Annotated in this window: 14 protein-coding genes and 1 tRNA gene; 9 read left to right on the forward strand and 6 right to left on the reverse strand. The window is 37.2% G+C overall.

Annotated features, from left to right (window positions below; all coding sequences use genetic code 11):
• The first annotated feature begins 24 nt into the window (after positions 1 to 24).
• The gene (locus ACJRPK_RS01230; RefSeq protein WP_407138062.1) at positions 25 to 948 is read left to right on the forward strand and encodes a DMT family transporter; all 924 of its coding nucleotides are present in this window, start codon (positions 25 to 27) and stop codon (positions 946 to 948) included.
• Positions 949 to 1,149: 201 nt separating this feature from the next.
• On the opposite strand, the gene feoB is transcribed toward ACJRPK_RS01230, so the two are convergent.
• The 3 genes from feoB to ACJRPK_RS01245 form a co-directional block, all read right to left on the reverse strand.
• Positions 1,150 to 3,246: a ferrous iron transport protein B gene (gene feoB, locus ACJRPK_RS01235; RefSeq protein ID WP_407138063.1), complete on the reverse strand. Its 2,097-nt coding sequence runs from the start codon at positions 3,244 to 3,246 to the stop codon at positions 1,150 to 1,152.
• A gap of 15 nt (positions 3,247 to 3,261) precedes the next feature.
• The gene (locus ACJRPK_RS01240) at positions 3,262 to 3,489 is read right to left on the reverse strand and encodes a FeoA family protein (RefSeq protein WP_148781798.1); all 228 of its coding nucleotides are present in this window, start codon (positions 3,487 to 3,489) and stop codon (positions 3,262 to 3,264) included.
• Positions 3,490 to 3,586: 97 nt separating this feature from the next.
• The gene (locus ACJRPK_RS01245) at positions 3,587 to 4,255 is read right to left on the reverse strand and encodes an SCO family protein (RefSeq protein WP_407138064.1); all 669 of its coding nucleotides are present in this window, start codon (positions 4,253 to 4,255) and stop codon (positions 3,587 to 3,589) included.
• Between the two features lie 155 nt (positions 4,256 to 4,410).
• Between ACJRPK_RS01245 and rseP the strand changes: the two genes are divergently transcribed.
• The 8 genes from rseP to ACJRPK_RS01285 all read left to right on the forward strand — a co-directional run bounded on the left by rseP (position 4,411) and on the right by ACJRPK_RS01285 (position 11,938).
• Positions 4,411 to 5,766 carry an RIP metalloprotease RseP gene (gene rseP, locus ACJRPK_RS01250; RefSeq protein WP_407138065.1) on the forward strand — a complete coding sequence of 452 codons (1,356 nt, stop codon included), beginning with the start codon at positions 4,411 to 4,413 and terminating at the stop codon, positions 5,764 to 5,766.
• Positions 5,767 to 5,981: 215 nt separating this feature from the next.
• Positions 5,982 to 6,055: transfer RNA gene (locus ACJRPK_RS01255), tRNA-Asn, on the forward strand.
• 288 nt (positions 6,056 to 6,343) lie between these two features.
• Positions 6,344 to 7,405, forward strand: a complete 1,062-nt coding sequence (locus ACJRPK_RS01260; protein ID WP_407138066.1) for a pyridoxal-phosphate dependent enzyme — start codon at positions 6,344 to 6,346, stop codon at positions 7,403 to 7,405.
• A gap of 56 nt (positions 7,406 to 7,461) precedes the next feature.
• Complete coding sequence (locus tag ACJRPK_RS01265) at positions 7,462 to 8,541, forward strand: DUF1611 domain-containing protein (protein WP_407138067.1); 1,080 nt, start codon at positions 7,462 to 7,464, stop codon at positions 8,539 to 8,541.
• Positions 8,542 to 8,605: 64 nt separating this feature from the next.
• Positions 8,606 to 9,661 (forward strand): mandelate racemase/muconate lactonizing enzyme family protein, encoded by a 1,056-nt coding sequence (locus ACJRPK_RS01270; RefSeq protein ID WP_407138068.1) that lies wholly within the window; start codon positions 8,606 to 8,608, stop codon positions 9,659 to 9,661.
• Positions 9,662 to 9,737: 76 nt separating this feature from the next.
• On the forward strand, positions 9,738 to 10,766 hold the full coding sequence (locus tag ACJRPK_RS01275) for a M12 family metallopeptidase (RefSeq protein WP_407138069.1): 1,029 nt from the start codon (positions 9,738 to 9,740) through the stop codon (positions 10,764 to 10,766).
• A 109-nt stretch (positions 10,767 to 10,875) separates the two neighbouring features.
• Positions 10,876 to 11,400, forward strand: coding sequence for a hypothetical protein (locus ACJRPK_RS01280; RefSeq protein WP_407138070.1), 525 nt, complete (start codon positions 10,876 to 10,878; stop codon positions 11,398 to 11,400).
• Positions 11,401 to 11,419: 19 nt separating this feature from the next.
• Positions 11,420 to 11,938, forward strand: a complete 519-nt coding sequence (locus ACJRPK_RS01285) for a nuclear transport factor 2 family protein (RefSeq protein ID WP_407138071.1) — start codon at positions 11,420 to 11,422, stop codon at positions 11,936 to 11,938.
• Positions 11,939 to 11,941: 3 nt separating this feature from the next.
• Here the strand turns inward: ACJRPK_RS01285 and ACJRPK_RS01290 are convergent, their stop codons facing one another.
• Genes ACJRPK_RS01290 through recO form a run of 3 tightly spaced genes read right to left on the reverse strand, consistent with a single transcriptional unit; the run spans position 11,942 to position 15,737 of the window.
• Positions 11,942 to 12,604, reverse strand: coding sequence for an HAD family hydrolase (locus tag ACJRPK_RS01290; protein ID WP_407138072.1), 663 nt, complete (start codon positions 12,602 to 12,604; stop codon positions 11,942 to 11,944).
• A gap of 2 nt (positions 12,605 to 12,606) precedes the next feature.
• Positions 12,607 to 15,015 carry a TonB-dependent receptor plug domain-containing protein gene (locus ACJRPK_RS01295; RefSeq protein WP_407138073.1) on the reverse strand — a complete coding sequence of 803 codons (2,409 nt, stop codon included), beginning with the start codon at positions 15,013 to 15,015 and terminating at the stop codon, positions 12,607 to 12,609.
• A gap of 2 nt (positions 15,016 to 15,017) precedes the next feature.
• Entirely contained in the window at positions 15,018 to 15,737 is a 720-nt protein-coding gene (gene recO, locus ACJRPK_RS01300; protein WP_407138074.1) for a DNA repair protein RecO, read from the reverse strand.
• Positions 15,738 to 15,740: the final 3 nt, after the last annotated feature.

The raw sequence follows: 15,740 nt of genomic DNA on the forward strand, positions 1-15,740 counted from the left end.
AAAAGAAATGCGTTTCTTTGCTGCATGATATCAAATACTGCTAAAGCTCATATTGCACTATTGAGTGTGAATGTCATCTATGGAGCTAACTATCTTATCGCAAAAGGATTGATGCCTAATAAAATTGGACCTTCAGCTTTAGTATTTATACGAATTGCAGTTGCAGGGTTTTTATTTTTCATTCTGAAGTCGTTCCAGAAAGAACGGGTTGATCGAAAGGATATTGGTAGGTTAGCGCTATGCGGACTGCTGGGTGTTGCAACCAATCAATTCTTCTCGATGAATGGTTTGAGTTTGACCTCACCAGTTGATGCCGCAATAATTGTGACAGCTATACCCATATTCACCGTGATTATTAGTTATTTTCTTTTGAAAGAAGCATTAACTGCACCGAGGATAGTGGGTGTCTTATTGGGTGCCAGCGGGGCAGTACTTTTGATATATCTTGGAAATTCAGCTCTGGGATCGGGCTCCTTAATCGGAAACATTTTTGTAGGAATTAATGCACTCGCATTTGCCTTTTATCTAGTACTGGTCAAACCTTTAATGCTGAAATACAAACCTATAACCGTAATTGGATGGACCTTTTCATTTGGTTTTTTATACATGTTTCCCTTTTGCATACAAGATCTTTTGGCAACCGACTTTAATTCTTTTGAGATTTCAAACTGGATCTCACTGAGCTACGTGGTTATCGGGCCTACATTTTTAGCCTATTTACTTAATATGTTTGCGTTACAGTTTGTAAAGCCGGCAGTTTCGGGCAGTTATATTTATGTACAACCAGCGATGGCAATGCTACTTGTTGCTGCCATGAGTTATTATCTCGTTGATAGTCAATACAAAGGTGATATAACCCTTGAAAAGCTATTGTGTTGTGGTTTGATTGTAATCGGAGTGTATCTCATCAGTAAAAACAAAAAGCTTCAACATCAAAAAAGTAAGTAGATTAATGACACCCACACTTATGCTTGGCGCATGCGGACATTTCTTTTTTTGAACCAGCAGAAGAAGGTATTGGATTCCAAATGAATTTTTTAACTAAAAATCCTATCGCGGATAATACCACAAGTACAACTAAGATATTTTGAATTATTAGATTCATAAAAATGTCAATTTGATGTATTATAAAGGTACAAAATCTTATACCTATTTTAATAATTGATAAGCGAACAAAGCGATTATATACGCCATACCCGTCATTACGAAAAACTGCAGTATTGGCCATTTCCAGCTATTCGTTTCTCTTTTAACTATAGCCAAAGTACTCATGCACTGCATTGCAAAAGCATAAAACAATAAAAGTGAAATACCACTTGCCAGATTAAAAAGTGGACCTCCCAAAATAGGGTTCACCTCTCCAGCCATTCTGTTCTTAATTGTTTCTTCCTCCTCACTACCCACACTATAAATAGTTGCTAAGGTGCCTACAAACACTTCGCGCGCGGCGAACGAACTTATAATCCCAATTCCTATTTTCCAATCATATCCAAGCGGGGCAACAATGGGCTCAATGGCCTTACCTGCATAACCTATAAATGAATGTTCTAGCTTATAAGAGGCAATCTCACGCTCCAGTTCCTCTTGAGAAGCGTCTGATAATTGTTCTCCTACTATTTGCTCAGCATTATTAAAGTTGTCCGTCGGACCATAACTTGCCAACACCCATAATACAATAGAAATAGCTAAAATAATTTTACCAGCACCAAAAACAAAAGCTTTAGTCTTTTCGACCACATTGATGAAAACATTTTTAAACAACGGAATTTTGTATCCCGGCATCTCAACAACAAAATATGTTTTTCCTTTAATCTTCAAAATTTTATCCAATATCCATGCGGATCCTATGGCCGCTCCAAATCCAATAAAATATAGTAGCATCAACGCAATACTTTGATAACTAAAAAACCAAAGCACCTTTTCTTCGGGTATTACTAACGAAATAATTATAAGATACACGGGTAATCGCGCAGAACAGGTTGTAAAGGGGACGACTAAAATTGTTATTAATCGTTCTTTCCAATTTTCAATATTTCTGGTTGCCATTACAGCAGGAATTGCGCAAGCCGTTCCAGAAATTAAGGGTACAACACTCTTACCGCTCAATCCAAACCGACGCATTACACGATCCATCAAAAATACTACCCTACTCATGTAGCCACTCTCTTCCAGTATTGAAATGAACAAGAATAAGAACGCTATCTGCGGAATAAAAATTACAATTCCTCCCAAGCCGGGAATTATACCATCCGTTATCAAATCAATAAAGGGTCCCGAAGGCAAAGACACTCTAATTGTCTCGCTCAACCAGGCAAAACCTTCATCAATAAGATCCATAGGATAGGATGACCAATCATATATTGCCTGAAAGATAAGTAGCAAAATGGCGAAGAAAATAAAATAGCCCCAAAATTTATGAGTAAGTATTCTATCTAATTTAGCTCTTAGACCGGTTGCTGCTTTTTCATCAACGACCATCCCCTCTTTAAGCACAGTATTGATAAACTGATATCTTTTAATCGCCTCCTTTTGCTGATATCTTTTTAATTCGCTTTCCGTTTTAATCTGAAAATCAGGAGTAATCCCAACAGTTTTTTTATCAACTTTTCTGAAATTTACATCTTGTGTAATAACCAACCACAATTTATACAAAGATTGATTCGGAAAAACTTTCTGTAAACGCTCAAAATAGTCATCATCAAATGACAAAGCGTTTACACAGGGAGTAGTAGGCAATAGTGTATACGTACTAATTAAGGATTTTAGTTCTTCGATGCCTTCTCGCTTACGCGCGCTCACCAAAACAATTTTGGTCTTTAGCTCTCGCTCCAGTAGCGGGATATTTAGTGAGATCCCTTTTCGTTTCATACGATCTGCCATATTAATAACTAATATGGTGGGTATCTCAAGATCTTTTATTTGTGTAAAAAGCAGTAAATTACGCTTAAGGTTTTCTACATCGCTTACTACAACAGCAACATCCGGAAAATCCTTGTCCTTTTTATTTAATAATAATTCAATAACCACATTCTCATCCAGAGAAGAAGCATTTAAACTGTAGGTGCCCGGTAAATCGAGTATATGTGCTTTGACTCCTCTGGCCAACTTGCAGATACCTTCTTTCTTTTCTACAGTGATTCCAGGATAATTCCCTACCTGTTGATTAAGACCTGTAAGTAAATTAAAGACAGATGTTTTTCCGGTGTTCGGATTTCCGATAAGTGAGACTTTAATCTGCTTTGCCATTGAAGTTTGGGAAATTTAGATGATTTGTATCTCAATTTGAGATGCAATTTCTTTCCTGATTGCCAAATGACTTCCGTTTACGTTTAAATACATCGGACATTGGAAAGGAGCAGTCATTAATAACTGAACCTCGTTACCGGGAAGACACCCCATTTCCAATAACTTTAAAGGAATAATATCTGAAGTAATTTCTTTGATCAAAGCACGCTGACCGCGTTTGAGATTCGCTATAGTAACTTTCAAATCTTATTTAGATTAAATTTAAACAAGGCAAAAATACGTGAAAAATGCTGAACCAAAAAGCCAAAATTAAAATAAAACTTTGTGTCTTGTTAAAATACTACTTCTCTTTTTTGAGAAGCGCTATATCTTCTAATAAAACCTCTATAGCTTCAGGATTGGTACCGTCGTAAAAACCTCTGATTCGATTTTTCTTATCCACCAACACAAAATTTTCGGTGTGCACCATATCATATGGTCCGCCATCCCCTTCAGTTTTAGCAACCAAATACGCTTTACGTGCTAAATTATAGATTTGCTTTTTATCCCCCGTTACGAGATTCCACTTCTTATCAATCACACCTTTATCAGTTGCATACTGCCTCAATCTTGCCACATCGTCAATTTTGGGGGTTACACTGTGCGAAAGCAATAAGACCTCCTCATCATCTTTAACTTCATTCTGTATCTGCTTCATATGCCCTGTCATAATAGGACATATGGTTTGACAGGTGGTAAAAAAGAAATCGGCTACATAAATCTTATTGTCATAATTCTCCTGAGTTACAATTTCACCATTTTGATTTATTAAACTAAAGTCAGGAATCTTGTGGTATTTACGAACTTCTTGCATAGTACTATCCACTAATTCCTTATTCACCATATCAGGCTCGTAGACCGGTAGTACACGGTTTGGCTTTAAAATTGAGTAGATGATTGAAATAATAATAACAGAAAGGACAAAGAGTACGATTCCAAAAAATTTATACTTTGCAAAGAATTGTAACATAACTTTTTTTCAATAGTACAAAACTACGAGGTTTACTATATTGAAATCAAGTAATAGTGATAAAATTAAACTAAATCCTAGATCTGTCTGATTGATTTCTTTTATAAACCCCTCTAAAAGATTACTTTTGCCAGATCTTAAATTGAAACCAGACTATGAGTCCATTTTTTATAAAAGCTATTCAATTACTACTTAGCTTATCATTTTTAATAATACTACACGAGCTCGGACATTTTATTCCGGCCAAATTATTTAAAACCAGAGTGGAGAAGTTTTATCTTTTCTTTGACGTCAAATTTTCACTTTTTAAAAAGAAAATTGGTGAAACTGTCTATGGTATTGGATGGCTTCCGTTAGGCGGCTATGTCAAAATTGCAGGTATGATCGATGAGAGTATGGATAAGGATCAGATGGCTGGTCCACCACAGCCTTGGGAATTCAGATCCAAACCGGCCTGGCAGCGTCTGATAATCATGCTTGGCGGGGTGACAGTTAATTTTATCCTTGCCATTATTATATACGCAGGATTATCCTATGCTTATGGTGATCAATACATCAAAAACAACAGTCTTAAAGATGGTATCTATGTTACACAACCAGAAATCGGTGAAAAACTAGGTATTCAAACAGGAGATAACATTGTTTCTGTTGACGGTGCTCGCGTCGAGAATCTTGGAAAACTTCCGTTAGAAATAATCAACGGAAACACCATGACGATTGAGCGAGATGGAAGAACGGTCACCCAAGAAATTCCGGTAGATTTCATCGAGAAACTATTGGATAGCGAGGAGAAAACTTCCTTTATTATGCCCAGACAGCTTTTTATCGTTCAAGAAGCTACAAAAGATATGCATAATGCTGATGCAGGTTTTGAAAAAGGAGATGAAGTGATAGCTATTAATGGTACGCCGATGCAATATTTTGACGAAGTTGCCTCCTATTTAGATAATAATAAAAACACCACTGCGTCCATTTTAGTGAAACGAAAAGATGGGTCTGAAGCTACCATAAACGCAAAAATCAACGCAGACGGTAAGTTAGGCGTAAGTCTAATGGGTCTTAAGCTTAAAGAAATGGAAGCCCGAGGACTTTTGGCAGTAGAAAAAATAGAATATACCTTTTTGGAGTCTATTCCGGCAGGTATTAATAAAGGTGTCACCATTTTAGGAAGCTACATCAAGCAAATGAAAAAAATCTTTAATCCGGACACCGGTGCTTATAAAGGTGTAGGCGGTTTTGGTGCGATTGGTGGATTATTTCCGGATGTGTGGGATTGGCCAACTTTTTGGGGCACTACAGCATTTATTTCGATCATATTGGCTTTTATGAACATTCTGCCGATTCCTGCATTAGATGGGGGGCACGTTATGTTTTTACTGTATGAAATAATTTCGGGTAGAAAACCTAACGATAAGTTTATGGAGTATGCCCAACTCATTGGTTTTATCATCCTAATAACTTTATTGCTTTTTGCAAACGGTAATGATGTCTACAAATTGATTTTTGATTAATTCGTGAGTCGTTCTTACTAGATAAAAGCTTAAAATATTCTATCCCACTGCTTTAAAAACAGTGGGATTTTTATAAACGGTACGTTCACTAATTACCTCACTAAAAAAAGCACTATTTAAACGCAAAAAAAATAAAAAAACTTTTTGAGGATATAAAAAATAGTATATATTTGCACTCGCAAACGGGAAATATCCTAAGTTTTGCAAACCTAAAGTCCTCCTTAGCTCAGTTGGTTAGAGCATTTGACTGTTAATCAAAGGGTCCTTGGTTCGAGCCCAAGAGGGGGAGCAAAAGTCCAGCAGCAATGTTGGACTTTTTTGCGTTTAATTCTTTTGCGTCAAGACTTGAAGTGGATGTACTGAATTTCTTGTAATTACCTTCATACTATCCAAATTACTTCTTTTTGATAAAAGTAGGTATCCCTACAGGTATCCCAATAAAATTTTGAAAAGACTCACTTAACCCATTATTTATAAATTTACTTGAGCCCCAAACATTTAACAATTAATTGTAAATGTCGAATTAAACAATCTCATTCTTTTGTAGTAGATTTTAAAATAAATCTAGTCTGTGCAAATGAATTTAAAAGATGGGGTTAAAACTGCCACTAACAAAGTAGCCGCTGAAACTACCGAACTAAGCAAATTAGTAAAAGATCGAAGTAAATCCTTAGTGGATCGATTAGAGTCGTATGAAGATATTATCAACATCGAAGTTGGTGACACCGGTTTGCACCGTGCTAAAACTTTGGAGCGAGAATTTAATATTCGGCAGATTTATATTAAATACGAAGGAAATAATCCGACGGGCACTCAAAAAGACCGAATAGCTTTTGCTCAGGTATATGACGCATTGCGTCGTGGCTTTGATGTGGTCTCTTTAGCAACATGTGGTAATTATGGTGTCGCAATGGCACTGGCAGCAGATTTAGCCGGTATAGCTTGTAAGATTTATATCCCTGCATCATATCATACTGAACGTATCGAAGAAATGACATCCCTCGGCGCCGAAATTATTCGCTTGCCCGGCAATTATGAGGAAGTAGTTAAGACAAGTAGTCTACTCGCGTCCCAAGAACAGTGGTATGATGCAAATCCGGGTGGAGATAACACTCCGCTTCAAATTATGGCATATTCACAAATAGCTTTTGAGATTTTTGAAGAACTGGGTGATGCGCCTAAGTACTGTGCAGCTCCAGTTTCTAACGGCACCCTATTCGCAGGCATTTATCGCGGTTTTGTTAGTTTGTATAAACGCGGAAAAACATCTCGAATTCCTAAAATGATAGCCGCGTCGTCGACACATAAAAATCCCATCATACAATCCTTTAGACAAGGCTTGGAGCATTGTGTTGACCTGAATCCAGAGAGCATCAAAGAAACCAAATACAACGAACCCCTAATCAACTGGCACAGCTTTGATGGAAACGAAGCGCTGTATGCGATACGAGAATCCGACGGAGACGCTTTTAATATCAGTGATAAAAAAATGAAAGAGATGAGTTCATACCTATTAAAAAAAGAATCCTTTAAAATATTACCGGCATCAACAGCCGGACTCATCGGACTTTTAGAAATGCACGAACACCTAAATTTTGAGCCGGATCGTTTTGTTGCTGTTTTAACTGCTAAATATTAATAAAAACAAATAATTATCAATAGCCTCTTTTTTAATGAAGAGAAAAAAATATAAAAATGAAAAAATCAATCGACGGTAAAGCATTGGTATATTGTCAAGGCGCATTTAATACTCCCAATGGAAAGACAGCACATGGGCTGGTTCGGTTTACAGAAAGGTATGATGTTGTTGGCGTTATAGATAGTACCTACGCAGACAAAGATGCAGGAGAAGTTCTTGATGGCAAACCCAACGGAATCCCCATATTTAAAACAATTGATAGCGCCATAAAAAAACTCGCAAATTCAAATAACACTCCTAGTTCTCTGGTTATTGGATTGGCGCCTGATGGTGGAAGATTGCCAAAAGAAGCAAAAATCACAATCAAAAAGGCTCTTGAAATGGGATGGAATGTAGATAGCGGACTTCATGATTTTTTGAGCAATGATAAAGATGTGATGAAAGTTGCTCAAGCTAATGGTTGTAGCATTAGAGATGTTAGAAAAACTCCTGACAGAGACACACTTCACTTCTTTTCTGGCGAAATTGAACAGGTTGAAAGCCTAAAACTTGCAGTTCTTGGTACAGACTCCGCTATCGGTAAACGCACCACCTCTTGGTTACTTGTACATGGGTTTAGAAATGCAGGATTAACCGCTCAAATGATTGGAACTGGTCAAACGGCATGGATGCAAGGGGCAAAATACAGCATGATTATGGATAGTTGTATAAACGATTTTGTGTCTGGCGAAATTGAACATGCTGTTGTGAGTGCTTGGAAAGAAGAACGGCCTGATGTAATTGTAATTGAAGGACAAGGAAGCTTAATGAATCCCGCGTATCCTGGAGGTTTCGAGATCCTGGCGGCGGGACGACCGGATTATGTTATTTTACAACATGCTCCCAAGCGCTTAGAATACGATGGGTTTCCCGGATATAAATTGCATAGTTTAAAAGAACAAATTAATGCTATCGAAGTCATCTCCGGTCGCAAGGTTATCGCCATCACTGTAAATCATGAAGATATGTCCTCTCATGAGATTGAACCTGCTTGCAACGCTATTACCAAAGAAACAGGATTACCTGCCTTTGATGTCTTGGCTAACGGTGCTGATGATCTTATCAAAATTCTAAAAACCTATCTTAAAAAGAAATGATCGCTTTTTTTTAAATATATCCACTTTATAAATCTTTATTTCAAGATTACATCTTAAACATTTAATGAAAATTACAAAAGTTACATACGAGCGTTTAGATATTAACCTCGCTACGCCCTATATCATCGCTTACGAAACTGTTGCAAAAGCAACCAATTTTATTTTAAAAATAGAGACCAACACCTCCACCATCGGGTATGGATGTGCTGCTCCGGATGATACCGTTACAGGAGAAACTCCTGATCAGGTTGAAAATGCAATCAAGGACATAATTATTCCTTACTTAATCGGAAAAAATCCATTTTTAACTGTAAAGATCCTGGAAGATTTAAAATTGGTACTGAAAGGAAGCGCTTCTGCCCTAGCGATGGTGGATATTGGACTTCATGATTTAATTTCGCGTAAATTAAACATCCCCCTATATCAATTTTTAGGTGGCTATAGAGAAAGTATTCCTACTAGCATTACGATTGGTATTTTGTCGGTTTCAGACACCTTGAGAGAAGCTACAGAGTTCGTGAAGCAAGGCTTTAATATACTGAAGATAAAAGGAGGCTTAGATGTTGAGGATGATATCGAAAAAATGATCAAAATACGCGAGCGATACCCACATGTTTCCTTACGATTTGATGGTAATCAAGGGTACACCGTTGAAGATTCGGTAGCCTTTGTAAAAAGAACAAAGCATGTAGATATTGAAATATTTGAACAACCGCTTCCAATCCTCAAAGAAGAAAAACTAGGCCAGGTGACCCAACAAGTAACCATACCGGTTATGGCAGATGAGAGTATTAAAACACTGAAAGATGCCTTTCGATTAGCACAAAACCAACGTATCGATATGGTAAATATTAAACTTATGAAAGTTGGAGGTATCCTGGAAGCAAAGCACATTAGTTCTGTTGCCAAATCGGCCAATCTTGATGTTATGGTCGGTTGCATTGATGAATGTCGCCTTGGGATTTCGGCAGGATTACATTTCGCTCTTTCTCGTCCAAACATACATTATGCAGATCTTGACGGTCATCTCGACATGAAAAATGATCCGTTCGGGGAGCTATTTACACTTAAAAAAGGTATCCTATATCCTTCGACATATCCTGGTTTAGGTAAGATCTAATAATCAGAATTTTAACTTATTTTATAATAAAATGAGAATATTTAAGTTATTTCCTTCATAACTTAAATACAAACTCATGAAATTCAAGAATTCAGTACTTATGCTATCGGTCGCCTTGGCGACCCTTGCATGTTCAAAAGATGACAGCGTCGTTGAACAAGAAACACTGCAAATAGAAAAAGAAACTTTTCAAGGAGCAGAGCGTGCTTACTTTGATCAGTCGGGTCGCATACAAAAAGGGAGCTATCTAGGATTACCAATTTCTTACGAAAATGTAAATGGAGAATATATCTTTGAAGGAGATATTATTATTCCACAGGATATGATGTATTCTAAAGACACCAAGCTCGTACTAGAAAATGGTGAAGATCCAGAACTGGTAAAAAGTGTAGGCCGTACAGGCGGAAGGTGGCCTAATAACACGGTATATTACCAAATCGCAAGTAACTTACCTAATCAGTCGCGCGTAACTAATGCGATTGCAAGTTGGGAAAGTAACACGAATCTAAGATTTGTAGCACGTACAAATCAATCAAATTATATTTACTTTCAGCCAGGTGGGGGTTGTTCGTCAAGTGTTGGTATGGTTGGCGGTCGTCAAAATATAAACCTTGCAAGTGGCTGTAGTACCGGTAATACAATTCATGAAATTGGACATGCGGTAGGACTATGGCATGAACAAAGTCGCGTGGATCGGGATCAGTACTTAACAATTAACTTTAATAACATCCAGGCGGGGAAAGAACATAACTTTCAAACCTATGCACAACGAGGTCGTGACGGAGATGAATATACCAGCACATTGGATTTTGGATCTATCATGATGTATGGCCCTAACTCCTTTTCAAAAAATGGACAACCTACGATAACTAAAAAAGACGGTAGTTCTTATTCGGTACAGCGCACCGCATTATCGTCAGACGATTTGCAAGGTATTGCTCAGATGTATCCAACCGGCGGTGGTGAACCTACCTATGTGAATGGACAATATTATACAGTGAATGGTTTGCGAGTCTATCGCTATAATGATAAATGGTACTATTATACCTCTACCAACGGATGGAGAGAAGTAGTGTACCGTAACGGAGCTTGGTATTATGCGTAATATCTAGTAATTAATTAAAGGGTAAAGGCTTGGTGTACGTAGGTATCACCAAGCTTTTTTTTATTATCCCTTTTTATACTGTATTTTTGAAGCGATTCAAATTTTCTACATGAAAAATCTTATAATAATTATTAGCGTACTTCTAAGCATTTCTGCATGTACAGAGCATAGTTCGTCTAATAATAATCAGACTCCAGTCAAAGCGACCGTTCTTGACAGTCTCTCGGATAACAAAATAACTCTGGAGCTATTACCTCTCTCTGTTCAGGCACAAGAGGATTTAAAAAGTTTTGATGATTTACAAGCGTTACGCAATCTCATTCTTACCATGCAAAACTCCAACGCTTTTTATATTCAAAAATATGCCGACAGCACCGATTTGGCAGTAGGCACATTGAGAGAAAATATTCCAAACGATTTAAATACAAATGCCATCTCCTCACGATTAACCGTTTTAGCCACCGAAACCGCATTGCTAAGACACTGGTCAGAAAAAAAAATGGTAACCGAAGAAAAACTGTTTGAAGCGAATACACGGCTTATCAAAGCCTATAATAGTTTAGTAATACAACTTAATGAACTCTCTTTGGCGATTCCAGAAAATATAGAAAAAGAGCTTTTAGGCGAAGATTAAATGTTTAATTCCAATACTTATGAAATATCTCCAGCAGACTATCAAATTCTTACTTCTGTTTATAGCTTCGTCTACTATGCTAGCACAAAATACACAGTCAGAAGAAACTATCAAAACTATAAATGTATCGCTTGATCAATGGCACCAAGCAGCAGCTCAAGCAGATTTTGACAGTTACTTTGGTTTGATGACAGAGGATGCTGTTTTTATAGGTACTGACCCTACAGAGAATTGGCAATTAGATGCCTTTAAAGCGTTTGCTAGGCCCTATTTTGATAAAGGAAAAGCATGGAGTTTTACTAAACTTGAACGTACAATTTACTTAGGAAAAAACACAAACTATGCTTGGTTTGATGAATTGCTAACTACTCAGATGGGTATATGTCGTGGAAGCGGTGTTATAGAAGCTACTACGACCGGTTGGAAAATTAAGCATTATGTTTTGTCGATTACGGTGCCTAATGAAAATGTTTCTGAAGTAACCGCGATGAAACAAAAATTTGAGGACAAATTTATTCAGCAACTCAAATCTAACTAAAGATTATGTCAGAGATTTGGTGAATGTAGTGATATCCGGATAATATTTAATATTTTCTATATTCTTGAAATGAGAAGCATGCTTCTCTCCTATTCCTACAAAATCAAGCTTGAGATTTTGAGCTGTAATCATATCCCACAATCCATCTCCAATGGAAACAATGCGTTCAAAATGATCTTTCTTATAATAACGCTTAGCCCGATCGATTGCATCCATAACAAATCCTTCTCTAGACTCATGGGTTTTTGAAGTCGCCAACAAAGCTTCATCATACCAGATACCACAGTCTTCCAACTTCATCATTGCAGGCTTCGGCAAAGCACCCGTGGCAAAGCTAAAAGGAACATTTGATTTTCTTAATAGTTCAATTAAAACCTTGGCTCCTAAAATTTCCTTAGAAGAATTAAACAACTCCATCTGAGAAACAATTTCCTGCTCGAATTGCTCTAATAAATCAGCTGGATGTTGCTCGAGAAAGTTACGTTCATAATTGTAGCGTAACGCATAACTATCAGTATGGTGTTTGTAATTATTATAATCTGTGTCAATATCCTGAATCCCTAGTTTTAGCATAGCTTGGGTGACAGCCATTAAGTACATAGGCACGCTATCAGTCAAGGTTCCGTCAATATCAAAAATAAATAAGGTAGAATGTAAATCTTTCATGTTTAGAAAGCGTAGTTAAGAGATGAGATAAAATTTCGACCTGCAGCAGCAATTCCGGAGGAATATGTTCTATACCGTTGATCTGTGATATTCTCAATAGCAAAAGTAGCGCGCAGTCCTTGCAAGATTTCGTAGTTTGCCCGTATATTGAGCGTATACCAGGATGGCGCATATGGATTTCCGTTAGCATCAGCCGCGTATAAATAATCTTTACTTTGTTCTGATGGTGAAAGCTGATCATAGGATAAAGAGCCATTATAATTTGCGAACAAGTCTAAACGAAGCTTGTCTTTATCAAAAGTTAGTTGGGTCATACCAAACTGTGGCGCGACGTGGCGTGAGGGTGCGATCTCTCCGTTATCCAGTTCTTCTTCTCCTCCCGTAAAGGTATACTGTGATGTAATTGTAAAATTTGTAGCAAAACTATAGTTAATTCCGGCTTCGAATCCATATACTTTTGCGTTAGCGGCATTTTGAATGGCCTGAATTGTACTCAGCTCCTCTTTGTACATAATCTGGGTTGCTCCATTTAAAGCATAGTCTCTTCGAACTAAAGCATCATCCAAATAAGTGTAAAAAGTAGCTATATCCAGTGTTAGCTTTTTGGAAGGTGTCAACGCTACAGCGATCTCTCCATTGTAGGCGTATTCTGGTTTCAGATCTGGATTTGGAACCACAACCGCTCCCGGTTCTGAATCAAATATTTTACCCACATCGTCAATATTAGGTGCTCTAAATGCTGTCGAGAAGTTAACTTTCCATTGCAAAATCTCATTAGGCAACCAACTGATTCCTGCTGTACCAGTTAAAGCTCCAGTATTTATGTTAGCCTCCTCAAAAGGAAAATCATAAAATTGATCAGAAAATGTTGATTTTACATTAATGTAGTTGTAACGCAACCCTGTTTGCAGCCTTACTCTTTCATTAAATTTATGCTTTAAACTCAAATAGGCTGCTGCAGACTGCCAACTACTTCCATCAGGATATCTGGAGGGTGCAGCTTCTTTTGTATTTGCAGTGATATCTATAGCATATCCTTTGGAATTCACTGTATTTAAAATATATTCTGCTCCATAATGTAAAAAGGTGTCCGTAGATAACTTTTTTTCAAAATCTATATTTGTGGAGTAAGCATCGACATGCTCTGCTGTTTTTGAAAGTATCGATGACTCAAAATCTCGATCATTTCTACTCTCCTCAAAAATTTGATACGCAGCTGTAAACTGTACGTTGTCATAGTACTTTGAACCATTTTTATGGGTGACTTGTAAATTCCCCATAAACCACCGTTGGGGACCATAGTACCACTCAGCTGATCGTAAATTTCCGTTTCTTCGACGAATCAGGCGGTCATATCGAGGGTAGTCTGACGTTGTAGTGTAAATAAGTCCTAATTCAAAATTCCACCGCTCATTAGGCATAAAACGAGCTTTTTGCATAAAATTGATTTGATCATAACCAGTCGCAACTTGTTTTTCGGGATTGGTATTCTCTCTAATTATATCGGTGTTACCTGAGGTATCGACATAATCTCGTCGTAAATATTCATCAGGACCATGAGAGCCCATTGTTAAATCATCAAAATCTGAATAACTGATACTGCTTAGAAACGCCCAATTCTTGAAACCAAAATTCAAATCGACATGACCAGTTTTCTCATTATTTGCAGTCGCATACCGTGCTGTCGCATTACCAGAAATTACATTATCATCTGCAAAGGCAAAACTTGGTTTAAGGGTGTAAAAATTCATGACACCACCCACAGCATCGCTTCCATAAACTACGGATCCAGGACCTAATATCACTTCTGTTCTGCGAATGCTAAAGGGATCAATGGATATTATATTCTGTACATTACCACCTCTAAAAATAGCCGTATTCATTCGTACTCCGTCAACTGCTATCAACAAACGATTTGTAGAAAATCCTCTTATAATAGGGCTTCCGCCTCCTAACTGACTTTTTTGAACATATACCTGACCACTACTTTGTAGTAAGTCAGCAGAGGTTTGCGCTGCACTAAGGGCGATATCCTCTTCAGTTATACTCACTATTTTCTGTACTATATCCTTTTTATCTTGCTTCCATTTGGAGACCGAAATAACAACCTCTGAAAGTTGATTTTCATCGACTTCCAAGGCAACTATTCCTTGATTTTTCAGAATACTCTCTTTGGTAAACGAAATAGGTAAATGAGAAACATGTGCAAAAAATAAAACCTCCTTTGTTTCAAAAACAGAAACATCAGCAACTCCATCAAAATTTGTTAAGGTACTTTTTGTTTTTGCCTCATTATAAATCGCTACATTAGGCACTGGTAGCTTATCTAAAACACTAACCACCGTAATTTGTTGGGCACTGACACTATGAGAGAGAAAGACACTGAATAGAAGGAAAATAAATAATCGCATACTTATTTAAAAATTTCGTTTAGTACGGTTAGTGATTTAGGCTTTTTAAAGCCGTGCAAATGTAATTCAAAATAAAGTAATACCATATTAAGAAGCTCTGCCCGCATTGTTTTGCTCAAATCAATTTTCATAGACGCCTCAAATGTCATGCCTAAGAATAACTTAAATTTTTCAATTAATGGCCCGTCAAAACAATACGGTCCAATATCCATGCTTGTAAAATCTCCAGATAATAAATCAAAATAGGGCTTTTCTTGCAAGGAAGTATCTGGATAAAAACCAAGATATTGAGTCAATCGGATCATAAACGAGAGGTGAAAATTTTTAATATCTTCGTGATTATCCAACCAAAGCAAGGTTGTTTCAAGGTAGTGATATAACTCTTTATTCGTTTCTTGTTCTTGAATGGACATATAGAGCACCTCAGAGATAAAAAACACCAACGCATTCTTGACTAGATCGTTATGGAGCGTGTGATACGGTGTGAGAATCTTTGCTTCACGAATACGTTCCAAGGTTCCTTTATCCTTATGAACAGCTTCGATTTCTAATAAGCTCAGAGGTTGAAAAAGAGAGTGTCTCAGTTTTCCTTTTTTTGATTTAAGAATCCCTCGTAACATATAGGATCTCACTCCGCTAGATTGCGTAAATAACGTAGCAATGACATCATTGTCACTATAGCGAATGGTGCGCAGAACGATTGCAGAGGATTTGATTATCATAAC

The organism is Aquimarina sp. 2-A2 (assembly GCF_045505135.1).
GTDB classification, from domain to species: domain Bacteria; phylum Bacteroidota; class Bacteroidia; order Flavobacteriales; family Flavobacteriaceae; genus Aquimarina; species Aquimarina intermedia.

Coding starts and splice junctions, on each gene's coding strand:
- ACJRPK_RS01230 (WP_407138062.1), top strand. CDS start 25: ATGATATCAAATACTGCTAAAGCTCATATTGCACTATTGAGTGTGAAT.
- feoB (WP_407138063.1), bottom strand. CDS start 3,246: ATGGCAAAGCAGATTAAAGTCTCACTTATCGGAAATCCGAACACCGGA.
- ACJRPK_RS01245 (WP_407138064.1), bottom strand. CDS start 4,255: ATGTTACAATTCTTTGCAAAGTATAAATTTTTTGGAATCGTACTCTTT.
- rseP (WP_407138065.1), top strand. CDS start 4,411: ATGAGTCCATTTTTTATAAAAGCTATTCAATTACTACTTAGCTTATCA.
- ACJRPK_RS01260 (WP_407138066.1), top strand. CDS start 6,344: ATGAATTTAAAAGATGGGGTTAAAACTGCCACTAACAAAGTAGCCGCT.
- ACJRPK_RS01265 (WP_407138067.1), top strand. CDS start 7,462: ATGAAAAAATCAATCGACGGTAAAGCATTGGTATATTGTCAAGGCGCA.
- ACJRPK_RS01270 (WP_407138068.1), top strand. CDS start 8,606: ATGAAAATTACAAAAGTTACATACGAGCGTTTAGATATTAACCTCGCT.
- ACJRPK_RS01275 (WP_407138069.1), top strand. CDS start 9,738: ATGAAATTCAAGAATTCAGTACTTATGCTATCGGTCGCCTTGGCGACC.
- ACJRPK_RS01280 (WP_407138070.1), top strand. CDS start 10,876: ATGAAAAATCTTATAATAATTATTAGCGTACTTCTAAGCATTTCTGCA.
- ACJRPK_RS01285 (WP_407138071.1), top strand. CDS start 11,420: ATGAAATATCTCCAGCAGACTATCAAATTCTTACTTCTGTTTATAGCT.
- ACJRPK_RS01290 (WP_407138072.1), bottom strand. CDS start 12,604: ATGAAAGATTTACATTCTACCTTATTTATTTTTGATATTGACGGAACC.
- ACJRPK_RS01295 (WP_407138073.1), bottom strand. CDS start 15,015: ATGCGATTATTTATTTTCCTTCTATTCAGTGTCTTTCTCTCTCATAGT.
- recO (WP_407138074.1), bottom strand. CDS start 15,737: ATGATAATCAAATCCTCTGCAATCGTTCTGCGCACCATTCGCTATAGT.